Below are 24,321 nucleotides of genomic sequence, written 5' to 3' on the forward strand. Positions count from 1 at the left end.
ACGAAAGGGCGAATCTGATAAATGAAACTGGCTGTATTATTCGGCGGTATTTCGAGTGAGCACGACATCTCGTGCCTGTCTGCCGCTTCTATTTTGCGAAACCTGAATAAAGATAAATATGAAATCTATCCGGTCGGCATCACCCGCAGCGGCGAGTGGTTCTACTGCCCGGACTGTGATCCGGACCGTGTAGAGAGCGGTGCGTGGGAGCGCATGACCGGCAAGGTAAAGGTCGTTCTCGCACCCGACCGCGGCATGCACGGCATGGTGCTGCTCCGTGAGGGAGAGATCGAGATTGTCCGTCTGGACTGTGTATTCCCGGTGCTGCACGGCGTCGGCGGCGAGGACGGCACGATGCAGGGTCTGCTCGAGCTGGCCGGCATTCCGTACGTCGGCTGCGGCGTAGCTGCAAGCGCGAATACGATGGACAAGGCGCTGACCAAAAAGGTCGTTGAGGGCACCGGCGTCCGTCAGGCACGCTACTATCTGGCGCTGAGATATGACTTTGAGCGCAATGCCGAGGCAGTAATCGCCGCGGCTGCGGAAACGCTGGGTGCGTTCCCGGTATTCGTCAAGCCGTGCTCGCAGGGCTCGTCCGTGGGCGTTGCCAAGGCGAACAATCTGCTCGAGCTGGCCGAGGGCCTGACCGAAGCCTTTAAGCTGGATACCAAGGTGCTCGTCGAGGAGTTCATCGACGGTCACGAGGTCGAGTGCGCTGTGCTCGGCAACCTCGAGCCGCAGGCCTCCACGGTCGGCGAGATCGCTCCGACGCAGGAGTTCTACACCTTTGATGCCAAGTACAAGGACGAAAGCTCGCGTCTGTACATTCCGGCACACATCACCGAGGAGCAGATTGCGGCCGTCCGTCAGGACGCTGTCCGCGTTTACACTGCACTCGGCTGCCGCGGCCTGTCGCGCGTAGACTTCTTTGTCACCCACGACAGCGGTGAGGTCGTTTTCAACGAGCTGAATGCGATTCCGGGCTTTACCTCGATCAGCATGTACCCCAAGCTGTTTGATTACGAGGGCATCGGCTATGCCGAGCTGCTCGACCGCCTGATCTCTCTGGCACTGGAGGAGCATCATGGATAAGCGCGCCATCGGCGTATTTGACTCCGGCTTGGGCGGTCTGACCGCCGTGCGCCGTCTGCACGCCCTGATGCCGCAGGAGAATATCATCTATTTCGGCGATACCGGCCGTGTGCCGTACGGTACGCGCGGCCGCGATATCATTACCAAGTATGCGAGGCAGGATGTGGCGTTTCTGCGCCAGTTTGACCTGAAATCCATCATCATTGCCTGCAACACCGTGTCCGCTATCGCGCTCGACCTGCTTTCCGAGGAGAACGACATTCCAATCATCGGCACGGTAGAGCCTGCCTGCCGCCGCGCCATGACCATGACGCAGACCGGCAGAGTCGGCGTGATCGGCACGGCGGCAACCATCCGTTCGGGTGCATATGAGAAGTATCTGCACAAAAAGGACGGCACGCTCGACCTGTTCACGCAGGCGTGTCCGCTGTTCGTGCCGCTGGTCGAGAACGGCCGCGTGCACCGCGGCGATGTGGTCATCGAAACGATCGTGAAGGAATATCTCACGCCGCTGAAAAAGGCGGGTGTGGATACGCTGATTCTCGGCTGCACGCACTATCCGCTGCTTGAGGAGGTCATCGGCGACTTTATGGGTCCGGATGTGACGCTCATTGACTCGGGCGCCGAGGCGGCAAACCTCGCTTCCACGCAGTTTGACCCGAACGAGGGTACGGGCACCACGCAGTATTTCGTTTCGGACGATCCGCAGGGCTTTGACCAGCTCGCCGAGCTGTTCCTGCAGGAAAAGGTCGATGTCGGTGCGGAGCTTGTGGATATTTCCCGCTATTAAGGAGCATAGAGATATGAAGAAGGACGTTTGGCTGACGATTTCCTCCCAGCAGCAGTTTGCGGGCTGTGACGAGGAGAACATCGACCTGCAAACCGCTGCCACGCTGTACGAGCGCGGCGGAAAATATTACATCGCATACGAGGAAAGTGAACTGACCGGACTCGAAGGCACCAAGACCACCGTCAAGCTGGACGGCAAAACGGTTGCCCTCATCCGCACGGGTACGTTTCCCTCGCACATGCTGTTCGCTGAGGACGAGCGCCATGTCGGTCTGTATCAGACGCCGGTCGGCAGCGAAATGGCTATCGCCACCCACACCTCGCGGGTGCACAACACCATCGGCGAGAACGGCGGACACCTTATCATCGACTATACGGTCGAGGTGGACAACTCTCTCATGGGCGAACACCACTTTGAGATGACGGTATCGACCAAACCGAACATTCAGGTCGTTTAATAAAGTAAAAATAAGAGATTTAGATATAGGAGTGTACACATGAACGCATACGAAATCGCACGCGCCGAAGCAACCCGCGTTGTAGAAGCGGCGTACCGCAAGGCTGTAGCCGCAGGCGAGCTGCCTGAGGGCACCATTCCTCCGGTTGCAGTAGAGACCCCGAAGGATTCTTCCAACGGCGACTGGGCATCCACCTTTGCCATGCAGTGTGCAAAGCCGCTGCACATGGCGCCGCGCAAGATCGCAGAGAGCATCGTGGCAAACCTCGACCTTGAGGGCAGCTGCTTTGACACCGTGACCATTGCAGGCCCGGGCTTTATGAACTTCACGCTGAATCAGGGCTGGTACGAGCAGGCTGTCCGCGGTGTATTCACCATGGGCGAGAATTACGGCCGTACCGAGAGCAAAAAGCCGGAAAAGGTCATGGTAGAGTTCGTTTCCGCCAACCCGACCGGCCCGATGCACATGGGCAACGCGCGCGGCGGTGTTTTGGGCGACTGTCTGTCCTCGGTTCTGGACTGGTCCGGCAACGACGTTACCCGTGAGTTCTACATCAACGATGCAGGCAATCAGGTAGACAAGTTCGCGCACTCTGTTGAGGGCCGCTATATCCAGGAGATCAAGGGCGAGGACGCCATCGAGTTTGACGCTTCCTGGTATCAGGGCGACGACATTAAGGCGCTGGCGCATGATCTGGTAGAGCAGTACGGCGACAGCCTGCTCGAAAAGACCCCGGAGGAGCGCTTCGCTGTTATCGAGGGTTACGGTCTGCCGACCAACATTGCCCGCATGGAGCGCGACCTCAAGCGTTACAAGATCAACTACGACGTATGGTTCCGTGAGTCCACTCTGCACGAGAGCGGCTACGTCAAGGAGACCATCGACATGCTGACCGCCAAGGGCGCAACCTACGAGACCGAGGACGGCGCACTGTGGCTCCGTTCAACCGACTTCGGCTGCGACAAGGACGACGTTCTGCGCCGTGCAAACGGCTTCTATACCTACTTTGCGGCCGATATCGCTTACCATCGCAACAAGTTTGAGAAGCGCGGCTTTGACCGTGTTATCAACATCTGGGGCGCTGACCATCACGGCCATGTAAAGCGTCTGCAGTGCGCTCTGGATGCACTCGGTCTGGACGGCTCGCACCGTCTGGAGATCGTGCTCATGCAGCTTGTCCGCATGATGCAGGGCGGCGAGGTTGTCCGCATGTCCAAGCGTACCGGCAAGAGCCTGACCCTGACCGACCTGCTCGACGAGATTCCGGTCGATGCAGCGCGTTTCTTCTTCAACAGCCGCGCCGCTGAGACCCAGATGGAGTTCGACCTTGACCTTGCCATCAAGCAGGATTCCGACAACCCGCTGTACTATGTGCAGTACGCGCACGCGCGTATCTGCTCCGTGCTCAAAAACGCACAGGAGAGCGGCATCGCGCTGCCGGATACCGGCAAGACCGATCTGTCCGTGCTGACCGGCGCAGATGAGCGTCAGCTCATCAAGCAGGTTGCTCTGCTGCCCGAGGAGATCGTGCAGTCCGCTGTCAGCCGCGATCCGTCGCGCCTCAACAAATACGCCGTTGCACTGGCGCAGCAGTTCCACCATTTCTACAATGCCTGCCGTATCAAGGATGCCGAGCCGGCTGTCCGTGATGCGCGTCTGACCCTGTGCCTGGCAGCAAAGCAGACCATTGAGAACGTGCTGAAGCTCATCGGCGTAGATGCACCGGAGTCCATGTGACAACGTATAGGGGACTTCAAAAGTCCCCTATATACGAAGTATGGTTCCGGAGAAACCATACTTCGATACCCGAATGACGCGCTCCAAGAGCGCTGGGTCGGGGTAACAAAACCCACGCACATGTCGCGGGTTTTGTTGCGGCGCATGCGCCGCTGATTGAAAGCCGCCGTGTAACGGCGGCCGTCTGCGGACGGGACCAATGGCTCGGTTTTTCGGTAAAAAACCTGCTATGCGGTTACGTTTTGCAAGCAAAACGGATTTTTTTGCCGCGCTGAGCGCGGAGGAGAACCACATGAAAAAATTAGCCAAAAGATTAGCGGCACTGGCGATGACAGCGGCAATGATGACCGCCTCCGCCGGTGCGATCACGCAGGACGGACAGAGCGAAACGTGGTTTGACGGCGTTTGGGCGCTCATTGATGCTTTCGGCCTCAAGGCAGAGCATGATCCGTACGTTCTGCAGAACTATATCAATAAATATCTGGAAAAGCATCCGGATGAAATGTATGACGTGCTCAACGATATTCTCTCGCTGCTCGATACGCATTCCATGTATCTGTCGAGCGAGGAGTATTCGCAGGGATTTTCGACGCTTGAGGGCTTTGTCGGCATCGGTGTCGGCCTGCAGGAGACAGAAAACGGCGTACAGATTGCTGAGGTCATGCGCTATTCAGCGGCGGAGGAAGCCGGTCTGCAGATTGGCGATCTTATCGTGAAAATCAACGGTGAGGACGCAACCGGGCTGAAAAATGCCGATGTAGCATCTAAGCTGCGCGGTGAGGAAGGCACGTCGGTCAAGCTGACCGTGCGCCGCTACGGACGGGACATTACCGTTACCTGTGAGCGCCGTCAGGTCAACCGCGTGTACGTTTCCAACAAGACGATGGCGGACGGTGTGGAGTACATCAAGGTCAGCGCCATCGGCTCGCAGAACGACTGGTCGGCGTTTTCGGAGATTTGGGACAGCCTGCCGTCCAAGAACACCCGTGCGGTCATTCTCGACCTGCGCGGCAACGGCGGCGGCCTGATCGACGCGGCGCTCAAAATGGCCAATGTTATGACACCGGTCAAGGATGCAGAGCTTGCCGGCGTGCGCTACCGCGATGATATGGGCGGTCTGGAGCAGACCTATTCGACCGGCAATGCGCTGCCGCTGGGCAAGATTGTCGTTCTGGTGGACGGCGGCACGGCTTCCGCGGCGGAGCTGCTGGCAGGCAGCCTGCAGGATACCGGTTCGGCGACGCTCATCGGCAGCAAGACCTATGGCAAGGGACAGGGTCAGTTCCACATTGATCTGGTAAACGGCGACAAGCTGGTCATCACCACGCTGGAACTCGAGCTGCCCAAGCAGGGCTGTTGGGAAGGCGTCGGCCTGACGCCGGATATCCAGCTGGAAAACCGCAAGGTTACAGTCAATACCAAGGACCTGAAACCGCTCGATACGAGCACAACCCTGCGTTTTGGCGACAGCTCGGACGCGGTTTACGCCATGACCGAGCGCCTGTCGCTGCTGGGTCTGCTCACCGAAGCAACCGGCAGGTATGACGGCGACGTAGCGGACGCGGTAGCGTCCTTCCGGGCGGCCTACGATCTGCCTGCGGCGCTGTATGCGTCTCCGGAGATGCTGAGCGCACTGGACGAAGCGGTTACTGCGCTGAACGGCCAGACCTATCTGGTGGACGATCAGCTGCAGAGTGCACTTGAAATGTGCAGGCTGGCGGCGGCAAAACCGCAGCAGTATACCGTTAAGAGTGACGGCAGCTGGACGAAAAAGTAAACTTTATCAACTGAAATATGAATATTTTTCATCTTCTTAGGAGGAAGCACAACCTTGGATATTCCTTTATGTCAATCCGAGCATAAACCGCAGCTTTTGCTGAACGATCCGGCGGCAATTCCGCTGTATCATACTGCGCCTGAGCAGTTTGCAGGCGCACTTGCACCGAATGCCGAATTGTGTGATGCATGGGCTGAAGAACTGGCACCGCTGCCGGTCGGCCTGGCGCTCGCGTGTCCGCCCGAACCCGATGCGGAGCACTGCGAACGCCCGATCACCATGCACTACATTGAGCAGTGCAAGGAGGTCTTCCGTCCTCTGCTGCACGATGATGCGGCGTTCTATTATCTGCATGGCGCGCCGACGTTTCCGGCACTGCGTGCCGCTGTGCTGGCTCTGGGCGATCTGTGCGGCCGAACGGTAATTGCGGAGCTGCAGGTGGAGGACGACGAAGGCCATCTGCCGGACGGCACAGATGTGCGGGCAGCTATCGGTGTGCTGCAGCGCATTGGCGTTACGACTGTGCTGATCAGCGCACACGATCCCGAATCGCTGACGCAGGCGCTCGAAATCGCGGCGCCGTATGCGCGGCTGTCGCTCGGCGTGTGCATGCACGCGGACTGGCTGTCTCAAACCACACTGTACAACACCGAGGTCATTATGCCCGACATTACGGAAGCATTTGTCGCAGCGCTGCGCGGCAATCAGGTGGCGTGCAAAACGCTGCCGCGCGATCACGATGATTTTATCTGTGCGCCGGATGGCAAGCACGCGCATTTTATCGCTCCGACCATCGACATTTCGGACGAGATCGAGTGCGGTCCGCATCTGGATGAGGATCTCATCGAAGCCGAGGATGATTCGGGTGCGTTCAAGCTGCTGCTCGAAACCGAAGAGGATGTTGTCACACTGGAGGAATCCCGCTATATGATCTCGCGTCCGCTGTGCCTGTGTGCGGAATCTGCCGACCTGCTCGAGCAGGGTCTGCGGGTTTTTCCGGGACTTGCGCTGTATGACGGCACATGGGAGCAGGAAGACGCGGTCATTTCGTACTTTGAGACGAAATACGGCATGATCCGCTTATAGGGGACTTCAAAAGTCCCCTATATACGAAAGACGGTTCCGGAGAAACCGCCTTTCGATACCCGAATGACGTGCCCCAGGGGCACTGGGGCGGGGAAACAAAACCCACGCACATGTCGCGGGTTTTGTTGCGGCGCAATGCGCCGCGGATTGAATGCTGCCGCAGAGCGGCAGTCGCCTGCGGGCGGGACCAAAGACTCGGTTTTCTGGACGAAAACCGGTCTTGTAGTTGCAATTATGCAAGCAAATTGTTATTGAATACCGCGCGGAGCGCGGTTATCTGGATAGGAAAGGCAGGGTGGAACCTATGGACTGGAGAGAAGTTACGATCTACACGACGACCGAGGGCATCGGTCCGGTCGAGGCACTGCTCGAGGACAACGGCGTAGAAGGCTATGTGCTCGAGGATGCGGCGGATTTTGAAGAATTTCTCAAGGACACCGAAATATACTGGGACTATGTAGACGAGGATCTCGTGCGCGAGAAGCGCGCGCAGGAAACCTGTCTGAAGATCTATCTGCCGGACAGCGACGAGGGTGCAAAGCAGTACGCGGATATCCGTGCCGCGCTGGAAAACCTCAAGGCACGCGATGAGGAGCACGCCTGGGGCCGACTGTGTACCGAAACCGCGCTGACCCGTCAGGAGGACTGGGAGTGGGGCTGGAAGCAGTATTTCAAGCCGTTCCCGGTGGGACGCGGCTTTATGATCAAGCCCTCGTGGGAGACGGTTGAGGACCCGCAGGGCCGCCGTATTCTTGAGATCGACCCGGCGTCGTCCTTCGGCACCGGTAGCCACGACACGACCCAGCTGTGCATGATGGCGCTCGAGGATGCGGTAAAGCCGGGTGACAAGCTGCTCGATATGGGCACCGGCTCGGGTATTCTGGCCATTGCGGCGGCTATGCTCGGTGCGGATGTGCAGACTATCGTCGATATCGACGAGAACTGCCTGAAAACTGCACACGAAAATGCGGAAAAGAACCATGTTGAGATCGGCAGGGGTCTGTGCGGCGACGCGCTGCGCGACCCGAAGCTTGCCGAGGACATCGGCGGCGGCTACGACGTGATCGTGGCGAACATCGTGGCTGATGTCATCATCGGCATGTCGCCCATGTTTGCGGATAAGCTGGTCAAGGGCGGTACGCTGATCTGCTCCGGCATCCTCAACGAGCGTGCCGAGGAGGTGCGCGCGGCGCTGGAAAAGAGCGGATTTACGATTCTTTCGCACGAGAAGAGCGATGACTGGAGCGCTTTTGCTGCGAAAAAGTGATTTATTTCAGGATTCACGGAATGTTCACTTGCCAAACGGCTGTTTTTTTGCTAAAATAGGAAAGGTTATTTGATTATTATGCCTCGATTTTTTGTCGATCAGCAGCCGCAGGACGGCGTGCTGACCCTTACCGGAGAAAACGCGCATCATGCGGGACGTGTTCTGCGTCTGCGTGTCGGCGAAGGTGTTACCCTGTGTGACGGTGCCGGAATGGATTTTGACTGCACGGTGGAAGCCGTGGAGAAGGAAGCCGTGACCTGCCGGGTCGTAAGCTGCCACGCGGCGGATACCGAGCCGAAGCAGGCTATCACGCTGTTTATGGCGCTGCCTAAGGGCGACAAAATGGAATTTATCGTGCAGAAGGCGGTAGAACTCGGCGTCAGCCGTATCGTGCCGTATCTGTCCAAGAATTGCGTTTCCCGACCGGATAAGACCGAAAAGAAGGTGGAACGCTGGCGTAAAATCGCTGCCGAGGCAGCAAAGCAGTGCGGCAGAGGACGTCTGCCGGAGGTGGCAGCCGTTGTACCGGTCGCTCAAGCGATCGTGCAGGCGGCGCAAAGTGAAACGGCACTGTTTTTCTACGAAAACGAGAAGCGGACCGGTCTGCGCGACGCGCTTGCAGGCGGTGTCAAGGACACGGTTTCGCTGATGGTCGGGCCGGAAGGCGGCTTCGATCCGGCTGAGGCAAAGGCAGCCGTGGACGCGGGACTGCAGAGCGTTTCGCTCGGCACACGCATCCTGCGGTGTGAGACTGCGCCGATTGCGGCGCTTGCGGCCGTGCTCTATGCCGGCGGCAACATGTGAGAAGAAATAAAGGGAGTGTTAAACATTGGCAAAAAACAATGTGGGTAAAAAGCCAATTTCTCAGGAAGAGTATACCACCAACAAGGTGCTCGCGGTATTCAGCGTGTGCCTGCTCGGCGTACTGGTGCTGATGATCCTCGAGCGTCTGCTGGGCTACAGCAACACCTGGAAGACCGGCGTGCTGGTAACGCGGGTGCTGCTCGGCGTGGGCATTGTCGGCGCAGCAGCCGGCATTATCATGCTGGGACAGGAGCATGCAGGCAAGCGCAGCAGCGTGCGCCGCATCGTGTGCGGACGAAATATGCTGATTGCAAGCATTGTTGCCATCGTATTCCTGACCGCGATCAACTACTACGGCACCATGCCGATCAAGGCGATGTATGTTGTCCTGCCGGTTCTGGCAGTGTATTATCTGGTGTATCATTCTTATGCGCCGGAATTTTTCCTGATTGCAGTAGATACCGGTGTGGGTGTTGCGGCGATGCTGGTGATTCACCGTGCACTGGTTTCGGCTAACCATACGTGGATGTCCACCGTGGCGGTAGCAGGTACCGCGGTGCTGGCGCTGATCCAGATCGCTGTTACGGCTTCTCTGCGCCGCAAGAAGGGCAAGTTCACCTTCCGCGGCAGCAAGATCGACACCCGGTTCAGCAAGAACGCGTACCTGATGCTCACCATTACGCCGATCGTGATGGTAGCGCTGACGGCGGTCGTTGTACTTGCGGCAAGTCATGTCATGATCGCACTGGGTGCGGCAGCGGCATATCTGTTCATCACTGCGGTATATTACACCGTGAAGCTGATGTGATAATTGCATTTTTGTCGAAGCGCGGCGCGTTTTGACGGTTAGACAGCGGGCGGCGCAGCCGCCCGCTTTGTCATACCCGAAGGAGGGGACGTATGAGACGATTTTTCGGCTTTCTGCTGACCATGACTCTGCTTGGCGGCGGTGCATTCTGGCTGCCGTATCTGCAGGCGAAGCCGGTGGATAATGTCTATCAGGCGGCAGATCTGCTCCGGCAGGACGCGGAGAACGGCGGAAACGGCGTTGCCTTCCGCGAGGACAACGTGGACGCGGACGAGGTGTACAGGGCACTGGAGGCGCAGTATCCATACGCATTCGCGCTGCATGCGGTAACACGGCCGAACAAGACCATTGAGCTGAACACTGAGGTTTCTCGGCAGGCGCGGCAGGAGCAGGCGTGGGAGTATGCCAAGGTGCTGACAGCTGGTTCGATCTCACAGACCATGACGGCCGAGGAGAAACTGCGTGCGCTGCACGATACCCTCATCCGCCAGTGCGAGTACGATGTGGATACGGCAGAGGAGGACGCTCCGGACGGCGCGGCACCCGCTTTCGCGGCAGACGGCGCGCTGCTCGATCATAAGGCCGTGTGCGCCGGTTACGGCCGCGCGTATGAGATGCTGTGCAAGGCGGCAGGCATTCAGGTCATCTATGTCGCATCCGAGGAAATGAACCACGGCTGGAATGCTGTGCGGCTGGGCGGCACAACATATTACATCGACTGCACGTTTGACGACCCGATTCCGGACAGAGGCGAATATGTATCCGAACAGTATTTTATGCTCACCGGAGAAGAACTGGCGCAGACGCATACCTGGAATGAGGCGTTCTACGAGCAGCTTCTGGACAGTCTGGAACAGGGCGGGAAATAGCGGAAAAATCGGTTCCAAAACTTTTTCAAAAAATTTTGAAAAAAGGTGTTGACATTTACTCGATTATGGACTATACTAAACAAGTCGTCAGCGAGCGGGCGATAACAACGGAAAAGGATATGGCGGTATAGCTTAGTTGGCTAGAGCGTCCGGTTCATACCCGGAAGGTCATTGGTTCAAGTCCAATTACCGCTACCATTTTCCCTTGGCCCGTTGGTCAAGCGGTCAAGACACCGCCCTTTCACGGCGGTAACGGGGGTTCGATTCCCCCACGGGTCACCACTTGGAAGTTTAGCTCAGCTGGGAGAGCATCTGCCTTACAAGCAGAGGGTCAGCGGTTCGAGCCCGTTAACTTCCACCACGAAAACCACTCACGAAAGTGAGTGGTTTTTCTTTTTGTCTTTAGAAACCGCCGGCTTTCCGGGGCATACGAGGCGCGCAGCGCTACGTTCTGTCCGGGCGGCACCTTTTCCTGCACGGATTGACCGGGGTACCTGAACCGCGCAGGCATGTTCGTCCCTTTCCGGGCGGGAGGTTTTTCGCTTGAAATCAAGCGAGGAGTTGCGCTCTGCGGAGCGCGGGGATTCGCCGCGCCCCGCGGCGGGGCAAGAGGGTAGACACCAAGGTTTCTACCCTCTTAACTCCCACTTCCTTTTGGGAGGGTCTGGCGCAGATTGCCGACATGTGACCGCTGCGAAATAGGGGAACGGCAGTCGGGTTACTCTTGCGTTTGTTTCGCAAAATATTCGCAGTTCACAGACAGCGTACTGCTACACATACGGTTTACTCTACGCAGGCGCGACATACCCGTGTCGCGCAAATCCTTGGCACGTTGTAACGCACGGCATCTGCGAATTTAGATGTCTGGTATAATTTATTCTCGTAGGTGCCGTGCGGTATAACGTGTTAAAGAGTTGCGCGGCACTGTCATGCCGCGCCTGCTGGAAGTAGCCGACCTGTGTAGCAGAACGGTATCTGACACTGCGAATATGTTGAGAAAGATACGGAAGAAAAAATCCTCTGCCGTACTCCTTTTCGTAGCGGTCACATATAGGAAATCTGTGCCAGATTAGGAAGCAAGGGAAAGGTAGGAGTTCAAAGAGGAAGGGAAACCGTAGGTGTCCCTTCCTTTTTGCCCCCGCCGCGGGGCGCGGCACGTTCCCGCCGTCCGCAGACGGCGAATCCCCCGCTGAGGTTCAGCGGAAAACTCTCCGCCCGGAAAGGGACGAACACGCTTGCGCAGTTCGAGTACCCCGCTCAGCCGGTGCTGAGAAATGCCGCCCGAATAGGGCGAACCGCCTGCGCGGTTCGTGCATCCCAGCGGGTCGGTGCCGGAATAGCCTGCGTTGCGGTTAAACCGCCGCAACTTCACATAAACTACGTTTGCGTTACTCCCACATATACGGTATAATATAACCCGTTAGACAAACTTTTCCGGAATCGAGGGAAATTATGCAACAAGTGACCCGAAAAACGCTGGGTGAGGGAATCAATCTCACCTGCGTGACCACACCGAAGTTTAAGCGGGCAGTGCTGCGCACGATGCTGGTGCTGCCGCTCGGCGGCGAGGATGCCGCGCTGCGCGCGTGTCTGCCGCAGGTTTTGCGCCGCGGCACGGCCAGGCTGAACGACATGCAGGCGTTCGGCACCGCGCTTGACGAGCTGTACGGTGCGCGTATTGAAGCCGCAGTGCGCAAGGAGGGCGAAAACCTGTGCATCGGCTTTCTGTCCGACTGTATTGATGAGGCTTATGCACCGGGAGCCGACGGCCTGACCGCCGGTGTGATCGGTCTGCTGTGCGATCTGCTGTACGATCCGTATCTGCAGGACGGCCTGTTCTGCGCCGCCTATGCAGAGGGCGAGCGCGGCAACCTGATCGACCGCATTGCTGCACTTAAAAATGATCCGCGTTCGTGGGCGCCGCGCCGGCTGAATGAGATCATGTGCGAAAACGAGGACTACGGCAAGTCCGCGCTCGGTACGATCGAGCAGGCGGAGCGCATTACATCGGAAACGCTGTACGCGGCCTATCGCCGCGCGCTGAGTGAGGCGCAGGTGGAGCTGTTCTACTGCGGTACGATGATGCCGGACGAGGTGGAAGCGCGCTTCATGGCAACGCCGCTGGCCCAGCCGCGCGAGAGCACGCTGTATCAGCCGCACACGATTGTGCAGGTGCGACCTGTTGGTGACGTTCGTGAGGTCGTTGAGGATGCCGAGGTAACCCAGGGCAAGCTGTCACTCGGCTTCCGCACCGGCGGTGCATCATTGACCGGCGGAGAACCGGCGGCGTACTGGATGTTCCAGACCATCTACGGCGGCTCGACGAGCGCGAAGCTGTTCCTCAACGTGCGAGAGAAAAAGTCGCTGTGCTACTATGCAAGCGCACAGTTTGTGGCATCTAAGGGACTGATGATCGTGGGCTCCGGCATTGAGAACAGAAATTTCGAGGTCGCACGCGATGAAATCCTGCACCAGCTGGATTTGTGCCGTGCAGGCGAAATTACGGACGCAGAACTCGAAAGCGCACGCAAAACGCTGATCAACGGCTGGCGCACTATGCTCGACGACCCGCTTACACTCGAGCGCTACTGGATGGGACAGGCGGCTGCAGGCACGCTCGTATCGCCCGAGGCGCGCATCGAGCAGGTGGCCGACATCACGCGCGAGCAGGTCATTGCCGCGGCACAGAGCACAGCGCTTGACACGGTATTCTTTATGAAGGGAGCGGCAAAATGACAAAGAATGATTCCGCTCTGCACGAGAGTATGCAGACCCGCACGCTGGCAAACGGTCTGCGCATTTGCTATCTGCCCAAGGAGGGCTTCAGCAAGACCTTCGCCATTCTGGCGACCGATTTCGGTTCGGTGGACGCATCGTTCACCTTTGAGGGCAAGCGGTATGACACACCGGCGGGCGTTGCGCACTTCCTTGAGCATAAGATGTTCGAGGATGAGGACGGCAATGCACTGCAGAAATTCGCCCGCACCGGTGCAAGTCCGAATGCGTTCACAAGCCACACCATGACGGCGTATCACTTTTCCTGCACCGACCGGTTTGAGGAGAATCTGAAGATTCTGCTTAAATTCGTGTTCACGCCGTACTTCACGGATGAAAACGTGGAGAAGGAACGCGGCATTATCAATCAGGAGATCCGCATGGTAGAGGACACACCCAATTGGGAGGTGTTCGTCGGCGCGTATGAGGGCCTGTACCGCAATCATCCGGTGCGCGTGTCCATTCCGGGCAGCGAGGAGAGCATTTCGCATATTACACCGGAGCTGCTGTACACCTGTCACCGCGCGTTTTACAGTCCGAAGAACATGGCGCTCGTGGTGTGCGGCACAGCGGACTTTGAGCAGGTATGCCGCCTGACAGAGGAGATTTCACCGCAGGACGCACCGGAGATCGGTCAGCGTCATTACGGCGAGCGCCGCGCGGAAGTCCATCAGCCGGTTGTGACGCGCAAAATGCAGGTGTCGCTGCCGCAGTGTATGGTCGGCTTTAAGGACGAGCCGGTTCCGGCCGGAGAAAGCCGTCTGCGCCGCAGTCTGATCGGTGATCTGGCGGTGCGTATTCTGTGCGGCGATACCTCTCCGCTGTATGCAAAGCTGTACGAAAAGCGGCTGCTCGGGCGCGATTTTGATGTGGATTACTCGCTGATTCCGGATGGCGCATGCGCGATCCTCGGCGGTGAGAGCCGAGATCCGGCGGCTGTGCGCGAAGCGCTTGAGCGGGAGACTGCACGGCTGGCGCAGGAGGGCATCGAGCCGAAGCTGTTCCGCCGCATGAAGAACGCGCTGTACGGCATGCGTTTGCGTATGCTGGATGTGCCCGATCTGTATGCACGGCAGGAGATCGCTTCTGTTTTTGCAGGCGAGCATTATCTAGATTTTGCCGGGCTGTTTGACACCATTCATGCGGAGGATGTGCAGGAAATGTTCCGCCGCTGGGCACAGCCGAACCGCTCGACCATGTCGGTGGTAGAGCCGAAGTAACGATAGAAAGAAGAAAGATCATGGAACACACAATTTCATTTCCGGCGCTCGGCCTGAGCCTTGACATCAACCGTGTCGCTGTCAATCTGTTCGGCAAGGATATTTACTGGTATGGCATTATTATCTGTCTGGGCTTTGTGTTGGCGGCGCTGTATGTCAATCGACGGACGAAGGAGTTCGGCGTTACGTCGGACAATCTGATGGACTGCCTGATCATCTGTGTGCCGGTCGGCATCATCTGCGCTCGTATTTACTATGTGGCATTTGAATGGGGCTATTACAGCCAGCATCCGAATGAGATCATCGCCATCTGGAAGGGCGGCATCGCAATTTACGGTGCGGTCATCGGTGTTGTAATCGCACTGGCGGTGTACAGCAGAATGAAGAAACTGTCGTTTGCCAGCCTGTGCGATCTGGCGGCGTTCGGTCTGCTGATCGGTCAGTGCATCGGAAGATGGGGCAACTTTGTCAACGGTGAGGCACATGGAGGTGCAACCTCTCTGCCGTGGGGCATGAGCATTGACGGTGCCTCTCCGGTGCATCCGACCTTCCTGTATGAGTCGCTGTGGAATCTGGTGGGCTTTATTGCACTGCATTTCTACTCGAAGAAGCGCAAGTTTGGGGGCGAAATGGCGCTGCTGTATGTAGCGTGGTACGGTTTGGGACGTGCGTGGATCGAGGGCCTGCGGACGGACAGCCTGTATCTCGGCCCGGTGCGCGTATCGCAGCTGCTGGCCGGCATAAGCTGCATTGCAGCGATTGTTGTGCTGGTACGGCAGTATAACCGCTTCAAGGTTGAAAAGGCGTTCTACGCGCCGGAGCAGGACAAGGCGGACGAGAAAAAAGGCGAATAACATTTCACGATAAAGGAGAACGACAATATGAGTGCAGTAAGGATGGGCGGCAAGGCACTGTCCGCGAAGGTGCGCGGCAGCATTCTGGCAGAGACCGAGGCGCTGAAAAAGCAGGGTGTAACGCCGGGTCTGGCGGTTATTATCGTCGGCAACGATCCGGCGAGCGAGATTTACGTCCGCAATAAGGAGCGCGCGTGTGAGCAGTGCGGCTTTTACAGCGAGAAGTACGCGCTTCCCGAGGAGACCACACAGGAGGAGCTGCTTGGTCTGATCGCGCAGCTCAACGAAAGTCCGGCAATTTCGGGCATCCTGTGCCAGATGCCGGTGCCGAAGCATATTTCCGAGCAGGCGGTCATCGACGCCATCGATCCGAAGAAGGACGTGGACGCGTTCCATCCGGTCAATGTCGGCAAGATCATGGTTGGCAATTTTGATTTCGTGCCGTGCACGCCCGCGGGTGTCATGGAGCTGCTCGACGAGTACAAGATCGACCCGAAGGGCAAGGAGTGCGTCGTAGTCGGCCGCTCGAATATCGTCGGCAAGCCGATGAGCATGCTGCTGCTGCACCGTCACGGCACGGTTACCATTTGCCACAGCCGCACGCAGGATCTCGCAGAGGTGTGCCGCCGTGCGGATATTCTGGTAGCCGCTGTCGGCAAGGCAGGCTTTATTACGCCGGATATGGTCAAGGAGGGCGCAGTGGTGATTGACGTTGGCATCAACCGCAACGCCGAGGGCAAGGTTTGCGGCGATGTGGCGCCGGAGGTTATGGAAAAGGCCTCTTACATGACGCCGGTTCCGGGCGGAGCCGGTCCGATGACCATCACCATGCTGATGAAGAATACGCTCAAGGCGGCAAAGCTCCAGCACGGCATTCAGTAAACAAAAACCGCCCGTATCCGGGTTGACAATCCGGGTGCGGGCGGGTATACTAAAGATAACGAAAGGTGCTGCCGGTAGACGGTCAGCCCCTAAAACTGTGGAAAGAAGTAATCGCACATGTAGGAGTGTCGGCGGTTACTTCTTTTTTGTTCCTAAAATACGCTCAATGAGTACGAGTATCACTACAAGTATTACGAGATATTCCATAGAACCACCCCCCCTTGCAGGGGCAAGACTTAACCGCCTACCGTGAAAGCACAGCAGCACCTTTCTTAACGACAAGTATAACAGAAATCGACTGCTTTTGCAATCCCACCAAATTTCGGCGGGATTGTTTTTATTTTGTAAATTAGAAAAGATTGACCTTTGTCCGGATTCATTCTATAATAAAACTAATGAGTTAACCGCAACATACGGTTTATCACGTCAGGGGAGGACGAATACAATGGATATGAAGAAGCTTGCCGGCGATAAGGCGGCAGAGTATGTAAAGGACGGCATGGTTGTTGGTCTGGGCACCGGTTCCACTGCGTACCACATGGTAAATGCAGTAGGCGAGATGGTAAAGAACGGCCTGAAGATTCAGGCGATCCCGACCTCCAAGGCTACCGAGGCACAGGCGCGCGAGCTGGGCATCCCGCTGCTGACCATCGACGAGCTGGATCATGTTGATCTGGCAATCGACGGCGTAGATGAGATCGACCCGCAGTTCAACGCCATCAAGGGCGGCGGCGGTGCGCTGTACCGCGAGAAGGTCGTTGCATCCATGGCGAAGGAAGTTATCTGGATCATGGACGAGTCCAAGCTGGTAGACAAGATCGGCGCTTTCCATCTGCCGGTTGAGATCGCACAGTACGGCTCCAAGCAGGCGATGGAGCGCATGGCAGCTTACGGCTGGAATCCGGTTCTGCGTGTACGCGACGGCAAGACCTTCGTTACCGATAACGGCAACTTTATCGCTGATCTGCACCTCGGCGCAGGCTTTGACATTCAGGACGTTTACTCCAAGCTGACCGGCATGCTCGGCGTGCTGGAGCATGGTCTGTTCCTCAACATGTGCAAGCGCATGATCGTCGGCCACTCCAACGGTGAGGTTCAGGTCATCGAAAATCCGTCCAAGTAAGCGCAGCTGAAAGGCAGGAGAATTAATGATGGATCAGAACGATCAGAACGACCGCTTCGACAGATTCGACCGCTTTGAGCCGGACTTCAGCCGGTTCGAAAGTGCCTCGGACCGCAGTGAGCGCTCGAGCAGCCTCGACCGCAGTGAGCGTCCCGCACGCACAGGCAGACGTCAGTCGGCACGTCCGGTGCGTTCCGGCATGCGTATGGGCAAAGGCAAGCCGATGCGCAGAGCATCGGTCAAGCTGAACTACCGCATGGTGCTCTGCATTGCCGTGCTGGTACTGCTTTTGCTGACGATCATCTTCGGCGGACTGTTCAAGTCCCGCGGCAGTAAAATTGCGGACCTGAACTCGCAGATCGAAACACTGAATAAGGATAAGGACAATCTGTCCGCACAGATCGGTGCGCTGACGCAGGAGAATCAGACCCTGCAGAGCAGCATCACCGCAACGCTTCCTGCGGCTAAGACCGCAGAGACCAACAGCATCGTGGATCTGATCCCGATGCTGAACGACGGCGTTTATGTAGTACAGAGCACCGGCTCGCAGCTTCGCTACATCAGCGTTCCGAAGGGCTACCTGCAGGACAAGCTGGGCGAGTACCGCGATGACGCTTCCGGCTATGCCGCCTCCACCGGCGATGCACCGATCTGCCAGTACTATGTGCTGTTCACCGACCGCGTGATCGGTCTTGCAGAGGGCGACACCGGCTTTGTCAGCACCGACCGCAGCGCAACCGGCTCGACGAGCACGATTCCGTCCGGCTTCTATGATTTTGTTGCTTCGTTCTTCAACAACAGCAGCAATACCGCGGCTTCCGGCAGAAGCTCGGATAACAGCTCTGACAGTTCGGGCGACAGCAGTGCGTCCGACAATTCGTCTGACAGCAGCGCTTCCTCCGCATCTGCGGATGCAAACGCATAATCTGCGGAAAAATTAAAAAAATCAGAGGCATGGACTTGACAGTTCGTGCCTCTTGTGATATGCTATTAAAAGCCGCATTGTGCATAGGCTTTTGTAAGTGTGTATCAAACGATGCACCGCCGTGCCAAGCGTGACTCTACAACGAAAGAGAGGGAAAACACATGTATGCCATTCTGAAAACTGGCGGCAAGCAGTACAAGGTATCCGAGGGCGACGTAATCTACGTTGAGAAGCTCGGCGTAGAGGACGGTGCTACCGTATCCTTTGACGAGGTTCTGGTAGTAGGCGAGGGTGATTCCATCACCGTAGGCGCTCCGTACGTTTCCGGCGCGGTTGTAACCGGCACGGTTGAGAAGACCGGCAAGGGCAAGAAGATCAACATCTTCAAGATGAAGCCGAAGAAGGGTTATCGCCGTCGTCAGGGTCATCGTCAGCCGTACACCAAGGTGACCATCGCGTCCATCAAGGCGTAAGACCGTGACCAAAGTCACTTTTTCGCTGCAGGAGGATAAAATCCTCGCGGTGGATATTCTCGGCCACGCAGGCTATGCGGAGGAAGGGGAAGACATCGTTTGCGCAGCGATCTCCAGTGCGGTTATGCTGACGCATGCGCTGCTGTATAATGTACAGCATATTCCGGTCGATACTCTCATCGAGGATGACGGAGCGCATATCCGCTTTACGCTGCCGAAAGGCGATGTGGAACGCGGACAGGACGCACTCTGTGCCCTGAAACTGCATTTTTCCGAACTGGAACAAAATTATTCTGATTTCTTGAACGTAATGGAGGTGCAAGCAGATGCTGAAGATTAGCTTACAGTTTTTCGCTCATAAAAAGGGCGTTGGTTCGACCAAGAACGGTCGTGATTCCGAGTCCAAGCGACTGGGTGTAAAGCGTGCAGACGGTCAGACCGTACCGGCAGGCAACATCCTGGTTCGCCAGCGCGGCACCAAGATCCACCCGGGTGTGAATGTTGGCCGCGGTAAGGACGACACCCTGTTCGCAAAGGTTGAGGGCGTTGTTCGCTTCGAGCGTCTGGGTAAGGACCGCAAGCAGGTTTCCGTTTACCCGCAGTAATTATAGCGATTGCAGTATAGGGGGCTTCAAAAGCCCCCTATATTCAAATTCCGGTTCCTTGCGAAACCGAAATTTGATACCCGAACGAAGCGATCTAAGATCGCTGGGTCGGGGGTACAAAAAGCACGGGCAAAGCTCGCACTTTTTGTGCGGCACGGAGTGCCGCGATTGGATGATTGCGCCGGAGGCGCAATTCGCCTGCGGGCGGGCCGATGACTCGGATTTCTGAATGAAATCCTGTCATGTGGTTGCAGTTTGCAAGCAAACTGGTATTTTATTGTCCCAGACTTCGTCTGGGATTTTGTTGATTTTAGATAGATATTACACCTTTGAGAAGAAAGGAGGACTACCATGTTTATTGATATTGCAAAAATCAAGATCGTATCCGGTAAGGGCGGTGACGGCAAGGTTGGTTTCCACCGCGAAAAGTATGTGGCAGCCGGCGGTCCGGACGGCGGCGACGGCGGCCGCGGCGGCTCGGTCATCTTCAAGGTAGATGACAATCTGTCCACGCTGCTCGATTTCCGTTACAAGAAAAAGTATGTCGCGGCTCCCGGTGAGCCGGGCGGCGGTAAGCGCTGCAAGGGCAAGGACGGTGCGGACCTGATCATTCGCGTACCGCGCGGCACGATCATCCGTGACCAGAAAACCGGTCAGGTCATGAAGGATATGTCCGACAGCGAGCCGTTTGTAGCAGCCAAGGGCGGCAACGGCGGCTGGGGCAACACGCATTTTGCAACGCCGACGCGTCAGGCACCGCGTTTTGCCAAGCCGGGTCTGCCGGGTGTCGAGCGCGACATTATCCTTGAGCTGAAGCTGCTGGCCGATGTCGGTCTGGTCGGCTTCCCGAATGTCGGCAAGTCCACGCTGCTGAGCATGGTCTCGGCGGCGCGCCCGAAGATTGCAAACTACCACTTCACGACTCTGGTGCCCAACCTCGGTGTGGTTTCGGTCGGTGAGGAGCAGAACTTCGTCATGGCCGACATTCCGGGCATTATCGAGGGCGCGAGCGAGGGTGCCGGTCTGGGCCACGACTTCCTGCGCCACATTGATCGCTGCCGACTGCTGCTGCATCTGGTTGACGCGGCAGGCAGTGAGGGCCGCGACCCAATCGACGACATTGAGAAGATCAACGCCGAGCTTGCCGGTTACAGCGAGTTTCTGGCAGCGCGTCCGCAGATCATTGTTGCCAACAAGACCGACCTGCTGGGCGATGACCGCGAGCCGGTTGAGAAGATCCGCAAGTACGCAGAGGAGCGCGGCTTCCTGTTTGCGGAGTTGTCCGCGGCGACCAATCAGGGCGTCAAGGAGCTGATGAACCTGACGTGGCATGAGCTGCAGCAGTTGCCGCCGGTATTCATCTACGAGCCGGAGTTCGTCGAGGTCGAGGAGAAGGCCGCAACCGAGAACGACTGGACCATCGAGCGCGACGGCGACGCTTACGTTGTCACCGGTGCATGGGTGGACAAGATTATGGGCTCGGTCAACATCGACGACTACGAATCCCGCCAGTATATGGATCGTATGCTCCAGTCTGCAGGCATTTACGCCAAGCTGGAGGAAATGGGCATCGAGGAGGGCGCTCCGGTCGTAATCGGAGAGTTCGAGTTCGAGTACGTTTACTAAACTGGGTGAAAGAGGACCTTTGGGTCCTCTTTTTTCATATCGTGCGGTTGATTCAGAGTGAAGAGAACGTGCAGGAGTAGCATAATGCAATATCACTAAAAAATTATATCGTACTATGTTCAACTCGCTGAAATAGTGCTACAATTAACTCAGAATGCACAAAAAGGGAGTTGACAAACTGTGCAACAACAAAAGAACGATAAAACAACCTGCCTGTTGCTTGCGCTGACCACGATTTTCTGGGGCAGCCTGTACACGGCAAGCAAGGTACTGCTCGATGTGATTCAGCCGTTCACGCTGCTGTGCCTGCGCTACATCATCGCGGCCATCGCCATGACCATCCTGCAGCGCCTGCGCAAACCCGACCCGAACGGCAAGCCGCGCAGGATCAAGGGCGGCGACTGGAAATACGTTATCATGTTCGGCCTGGGCGGCTATGTGCTGTCCATCGGTCTGCAGCAGTACGGCACCAAGCTGGCGGGAGCATCGCTGGCATCGCTCATCAACTGCATGAACCCGATCGCTATCTGCTTCTTTGCGGTGCTGCTGCTGCATGAGCGCATGACGATGAAGAAGGTCGTCTGCATTGTCAGCGCGGTTGCCGGTGCGGTCTGCATCGTCGGCGGAGACGCCGGCGGCGGTCATATCCTCGGCATAGCGCTTTCACTCGGTTCGGTGCTGACGTGGAGTGCGTTGAGCGTGTTCATGCGCTCATTCTCGCAGAAGTATGATGCGCTGACCGTCACGACTTACGGTATTTACGTTGCCGCTATCGGCACGCTGCCGCTGATGCTCCGCGAGGTCATCACCCACCCGGAGATGGACTTCCTGCACGCGAAGTACATCCTTGTGCTGCTTTATGTGGCGATTTTCTGCACGACCATTCCGCATTCGCTGTGGAATTACTGTCTCTCCCGGGCAGAGGCGAGCACCTGTTCTCTGTTTTACCCGATTCAGCCGCTCACCTCGATGGTGCTCGGTGTCCTGCTGCTGAACGAGCACATGACGGTCGGCTTTATTGCCGGTGCGGTGCTTATCGTGTTCGGTGTGCTGTATTCAACGCTCGGCAAAGAGAAAACCAGATGAGACGCCTTGGCTTTGCCCGATGTTATAGGTTAAGCTGAAAAATCCTCCTGTCTTCAGAAGAAGGCAGGAGGATTTTTTATTCAAAACGGCGAAAGAGAGATGATGATGAAGCCCAAAGGGTAAAAATGCAGGGATGCAGTTCGGACGGTGTCGGATTGCAGCCGGTTTGTTGAATTTACAATCCCAAATCCTTAAACCGCGAATACATGGACTGTACGCCGTACAGTGCCGCCACCGGATTGTGCTGCAGTACCCGGTCCTTGACGATCATAACCGTTGTCGGAACCTTGCTGTGGCGCAGAAACAGGGTATCATGTCCGACGCACAGACCGATCACGATGTTGAAATCGCAGCCGTGCGCGGCAAGCGTCTTGGCCTGCATGATCGGGTTGCACATGGACTCGTGTCCGCAGCCGCCGTTGAGCTTTTTCTCGTTCGGTACGCCGATCTCGGTCTTGTCCTGTGCACCGACCTTGCAGCCGACCGTGAAATATTCGATACCTTTTGCCTTGAGAATACGGGCGAAGATGGAAGTCTCTCGCATCAGACCGACGCAGGACGCGATGCCGATCTTTTTATAACCCATGCGCTTGATGAACTCGATGGTTTCCTCAACACGGGTCAGGCGGCCGTAAAACTCGCCTTCAATGCACGCGGAGGTGCGGGCAATCAGACCCTGTTCCGGGTCGTTGCGGTAGATTTCAAGTGTTTCCTCGAGCAGTGCCTTATCTACGTTCGTCGTCAGGCAGAACGGCGGGTACTGCTCCTCGCTGGCCGAACGGCAGCCGAGTCTGCTGCAGTCCGAGCAGCTGTGTGTGCATTTCAGTTCCGACATAATCCTTTCCTCCCTGTAAAAACAATGTTATGCCTTTGCGTTTGTGTCCTGTGCGGGCTTGGTGATTTTGCCGCTGCAGCAGTCGTCCTCAGCCTCGGCTGCTGCTGCCGGCTGGAAGCTGACAGAGGAGGCATTTGTGGATTTAGTGGCGTTATCGTTGGAAGCGTCGCTCTCCGGTGCATCCGGAACATCATCGAAGAAGATATATGCATTGTCTGCGAACTTGGTCGCATCGGTGCCTTCCTTGAGGATACCGATTTCGGTCAGCTGCTCTGCGCCCAGCTTGAGTGCGTCGTAGCCGCCCTGAACGGAGGGCTTGTAGTTGTAGGTTTCGAGGATGGCAGCGAGCAGGTCTGCATCGCCGGCGGTGTACTTCTTATCAACGATGATCTTCGCGGTTTCCTCCGGATGCTCCTCTACCCACTGTGCGCCCTTCTGTACGGCACGGGTAAATGCTGCAGCAGCTTCCGGATTTTCCTCAGCCAGCTTGCTTGTTACGAAAGCATCGCAGCAGTATTTATCCTTGTAGGTGGGATCGGTAGCGGTGTCGATGAGTGCGGTCAGGCCATACTGCTCCTGAGCAACAGCGGCCTGCGGGTCACCGAGCACGATGGCATCAACAGCCTTGTTCTGCAGCACCTGTGCAAGGTCGTTGCGGGAGAATACGGTGAACGTTACTTCGCTGCTGCCATCGGAAATGTCGATGCCCTCAGCATTGAGAGAACGCTTGGTGATGAGCGTACCTGCATCTGCCAGACCCGGAACGCCGATGTTCTTGCCCCTGAGATCAGCGACTGTCTTAATGTCGGAATCGCCCGGGACGAGCAGCTTCTGGCAGCCGGTGTGTACGCCGGTGGTGAACTTGATGGGCAGGCCGTTCTCGATGGGCTGAAGCATTTTGCCGAGCAGCTCCATGCCGACATCGACTTGATCTGCGCCGATGGCTTCGCCAACGTGAGCCGCATCGACCGTTACCTGCTCGAGTTCAATGTTTTCATCCGCGAAGTAACCGTTCTCGATCGCCATGTAGATCAGCGCGCCGCAGAGATTGCCGTGGTAGGCAAAACGCAGATGGGTTACGCCACTGTCTGAAGCGGAATCCGTTGCCGCGGAAGCGTCCGAATTGCTGCTCGAACCGCCGCAGGCGGTAAGCGAGAGCGTCAGTGCAGCTGCGAGAAGTCCGCTTGCCACTCGAAATAAAATACCGTTCTTTTTCATAGTTTTCTATCC

At 57.0% G+C, this 24,321-nt stretch carries 23 protein-coding genes and 3 tRNA genes; 24 read left to right on the forward strand and 2 right to left on the reverse strand.

The window, feature by feature from the left end:
- The first annotated feature begins 21 nt into the window (after positions 1-21).
- From DWZ82_RS11290 to DWZ82_RS11405, 24 genes are all read left to right on the forward strand, one after another.
- A complete protein-coding gene (locus DWZ82_RS11290; RefSeq protein WP_118480915.1) occupies positions 22-1,092 on the forward strand; it encodes a D-alanine--D-alanine ligase family protein in 1,071 nt (356 codons plus the stop codon).
- Entirely contained in the window at positions 1,085-1,882 is a 798-nt protein-coding gene (murI, locus tag DWZ82_RS11295; RefSeq protein WP_118480917.1) for a glutamate racemase, read from the forward strand. Before DWZ82_RS11290 ends, murI begins: the two co-directional genes overlap by 8 nt.
- 13 nt (positions 1,883-1,895) lie before the next feature.
- The gene (locus tag DWZ82_RS11300; protein WP_118361062.1) at positions 1,896-2,339 is read left to right on the forward strand and encodes a DUF1934 domain-containing protein; all 444 of its coding nucleotides are present in this window, start codon (positions 1,896-1,898) and stop codon (positions 2,337-2,339) included.
- A gap of 39 nt (positions 2,340-2,378) precedes the next feature.
- The gene (argS, locus tag DWZ82_RS11305) at positions 2,379-4,076 is read left to right on the forward strand and encodes an arginine--tRNA ligase (protein ID WP_118361060.1); all 1,698 of its coding nucleotides are present in this window, start codon (positions 2,379-2,381) and stop codon (positions 4,074-4,076) included.
- A gap of 292 nt (positions 4,077-4,368) precedes the next feature.
- Positions 4,369-5,853, forward strand: coding sequence for a S41 family peptidase (locus tag DWZ82_RS11310; protein WP_158575209.1), 1,485 nt, complete (start codon positions 4,369-4,371; stop codon positions 5,851-5,853).
- A 54-nt stretch (positions 5,854-5,907) separates the two neighbouring features.
- Positions 5,908-6,939, forward strand: a complete 1,032-nt coding sequence (locus DWZ82_RS11315; RefSeq protein ID WP_118480923.1) for a hypothetical protein — start codon at positions 5,908-5,910, stop codon at positions 6,937-6,939.
- A 304-nt stretch (positions 6,940-7,243) separates the two neighbouring features.
- Positions 7,244-8,206, forward strand: coding sequence for a 50S ribosomal protein L11 methyltransferase (prmA, locus tag DWZ82_RS11320; protein WP_118480925.1), 963 nt, complete (start codon positions 7,244-7,246; stop codon positions 8,204-8,206).
- Positions 8,207-8,284: 78 nt separating this feature from the next.
- Entirely contained in the window at positions 8,285-9,010 is a 726-nt protein-coding gene (locus tag DWZ82_RS11325; protein WP_118480995.1) for a 16S rRNA (uracil(1498)-N(3))-methyltransferase, read from the forward strand.
- A 25-nt stretch (positions 9,011-9,035) separates the two neighbouring features.
- Positions 9,036-9,818 (forward strand): hypothetical protein, encoded by a 783-nt coding sequence (locus DWZ82_RS11330; RefSeq protein ID WP_118480927.1) that lies wholly within the window; start codon positions 9,036-9,038, stop codon positions 9,816-9,818.
- 92 nt (positions 9,819-9,910) lie between these two features.
- Positions 9,911-10,687 (forward strand): transglutaminase domain-containing protein, encoded by a 777-nt coding sequence (locus tag DWZ82_RS11335; protein WP_118480929.1) that lies wholly within the window; start codon positions 9,911-9,913, stop codon positions 10,685-10,687.
- A 121-nt stretch (positions 10,688-10,808) separates the two neighbouring features.
- Positions 10,809-10,885 (forward strand) — tRNA-Met (locus DWZ82_RS11340).
- Positions 10,886-10,894: 9 nt separating this feature from the next.
- A tRNA-Glu gene (locus DWZ82_RS11345) sits at positions 10,895-10,969 on the forward strand.
- A gap of 3 nt (positions 10,970-10,972) precedes the next feature.
- Positions 10,973-11,048 (forward strand) — tRNA-Val (locus tag DWZ82_RS11350).
- Between the two features lie 1,091 nt (positions 11,049-12,139).
- On the forward strand, positions 12,140-13,423 hold the full coding sequence (gene yfmF / locus DWZ82_RS11355) for an EF-P 5-aminopentanol modification-associated protein YfmF (protein ID WP_118480931.1): 1,284 nt from the start codon (positions 12,140-12,142) through the stop codon (positions 13,421-13,423).
- Complete coding sequence (gene yfmH, locus DWZ82_RS11360; RefSeq protein WP_118480933.1) at positions 13,420-14,682, forward strand: EF-P 5-aminopentanol modification-associated protein YfmH; 1,263 nt, start codon at positions 13,420-13,422, stop codon at positions 14,680-14,682. The genes yfmF and yfmH overlap by 4 nt, the downstream gene beginning before the upstream one ends.
- A gap of 20 nt (positions 14,683-14,702) precedes the next feature.
- Positions 14,703-15,536, forward strand: coding sequence for a prolipoprotein diacylglyceryl transferase (lgt, locus tag DWZ82_RS11365; protein ID WP_118480935.1), 834 nt, complete (start codon positions 14,703-14,705; stop codon positions 15,534-15,536).
- Positions 15,537-15,563: 27 nt separating this feature from the next.
- A complete protein-coding gene (gene folD, locus DWZ82_RS11370) occupies positions 15,564-16,418 on the forward strand; it encodes a bifunctional methylenetetrahydrofolate dehydrogenase/methenyltetrahydrofolate cyclohydrolase FolD (protein WP_118480937.1) in 855 nt (284 codons plus the stop codon).
- Positions 16,419-16,863: 445 nt separating this feature from the next.
- Positions 16,864-17,541, forward strand: coding sequence for a ribose-5-phosphate isomerase RpiA (gene rpiA / locus DWZ82_RS11375; protein WP_110436003.1), 678 nt, complete (start codon positions 16,864-16,866; stop codon positions 17,539-17,541).
- A 28-nt stretch (positions 17,542-17,569) separates the two neighbouring features.
- The gene (locus DWZ82_RS11380) at positions 17,570-18,466 is read left to right on the forward strand and encodes a hypothetical protein (RefSeq protein ID WP_118285920.1); all 897 of its coding nucleotides are present in this window, start codon (positions 17,570-17,572) and stop codon (positions 18,464-18,466) included.
- Positions 18,467-18,627: 161 nt separating this feature from the next.
- Positions 18,628-18,939: a 50S ribosomal protein L21 gene (gene rplU / locus DWZ82_RS11385; RefSeq protein WP_117489775.1), complete on the forward strand. Its 312-nt coding sequence runs from the start codon at positions 18,628-18,630 to the stop codon at positions 18,937-18,939.
- A 4-nt stretch (positions 18,940-18,943) separates the two neighbouring features.
- On the forward strand, positions 18,944-19,279 hold the full coding sequence (locus tag DWZ82_RS11390) for a ribosomal-processing cysteine protease Prp (RefSeq protein ID WP_118480939.1): 336 nt from the start codon (positions 18,944-18,946) through the stop codon (positions 19,277-19,279).
- The gene (gene rpmA, locus DWZ82_RS11395) at positions 19,266-19,544 is read left to right on the forward strand and encodes a 50S ribosomal protein L27 (RefSeq protein ID WP_110436006.1); all 279 of its coding nucleotides are present in this window, start codon (positions 19,266-19,268) and stop codon (positions 19,542-19,544) included. The genes DWZ82_RS11390 and rpmA overlap by 14 nt, the downstream gene beginning before the upstream one ends.
- Before the next feature lie 351 nt (positions 19,545-19,895).
- Complete coding sequence (obgE, locus tag DWZ82_RS11400) at positions 19,896-21,170, forward strand: GTPase ObgE (protein WP_110436007.1); 1,275 nt, start codon at positions 19,896-19,898, stop codon at positions 21,168-21,170.
- Between the two features lie 180 nt (positions 21,171-21,350).
- Positions 21,351-22,256 carry a DMT family transporter gene (locus DWZ82_RS11405; RefSeq protein ID WP_118480941.1) on the forward strand — a complete coding sequence of 302 codons (906 nt, stop codon included), beginning with the start codon at positions 21,351-21,353 and terminating at the stop codon, positions 22,254-22,256.
- A gap of 175 nt (positions 22,257-22,431) precedes the next feature.
- On the opposite strand, the gene DWZ82_RS11410 is transcribed toward DWZ82_RS11405, so the two are convergent.
- Positions 22,432-23,091 (reverse strand): DUF1847 domain-containing protein, encoded by a 660-nt coding sequence (locus DWZ82_RS11410; protein WP_110436009.1) that lies wholly within the window; start codon positions 23,089-23,091, stop codon positions 22,432-22,434.
- Positions 23,092-23,118: 27 nt separating this feature from the next.
- Positions 23,119-24,309, reverse strand: coding sequence for an ABC transporter substrate-binding protein (locus DWZ82_RS11415; RefSeq protein WP_118480943.1), 1,191 nt, complete (start codon positions 24,307-24,309; stop codon positions 23,119-23,121).
- Positions 24,310-24,321 lie beyond the last annotated feature (12 nt).

It is taken from the genome of Butyricicoccus sp. AF35-5AC (genome assembly GCF_003477715.1).
GTDB lineage: Bacteria > Bacillota > Clostridia > Oscillospirales > Butyricicoccaceae > Agathobaculum > Agathobaculum butyriciproducens.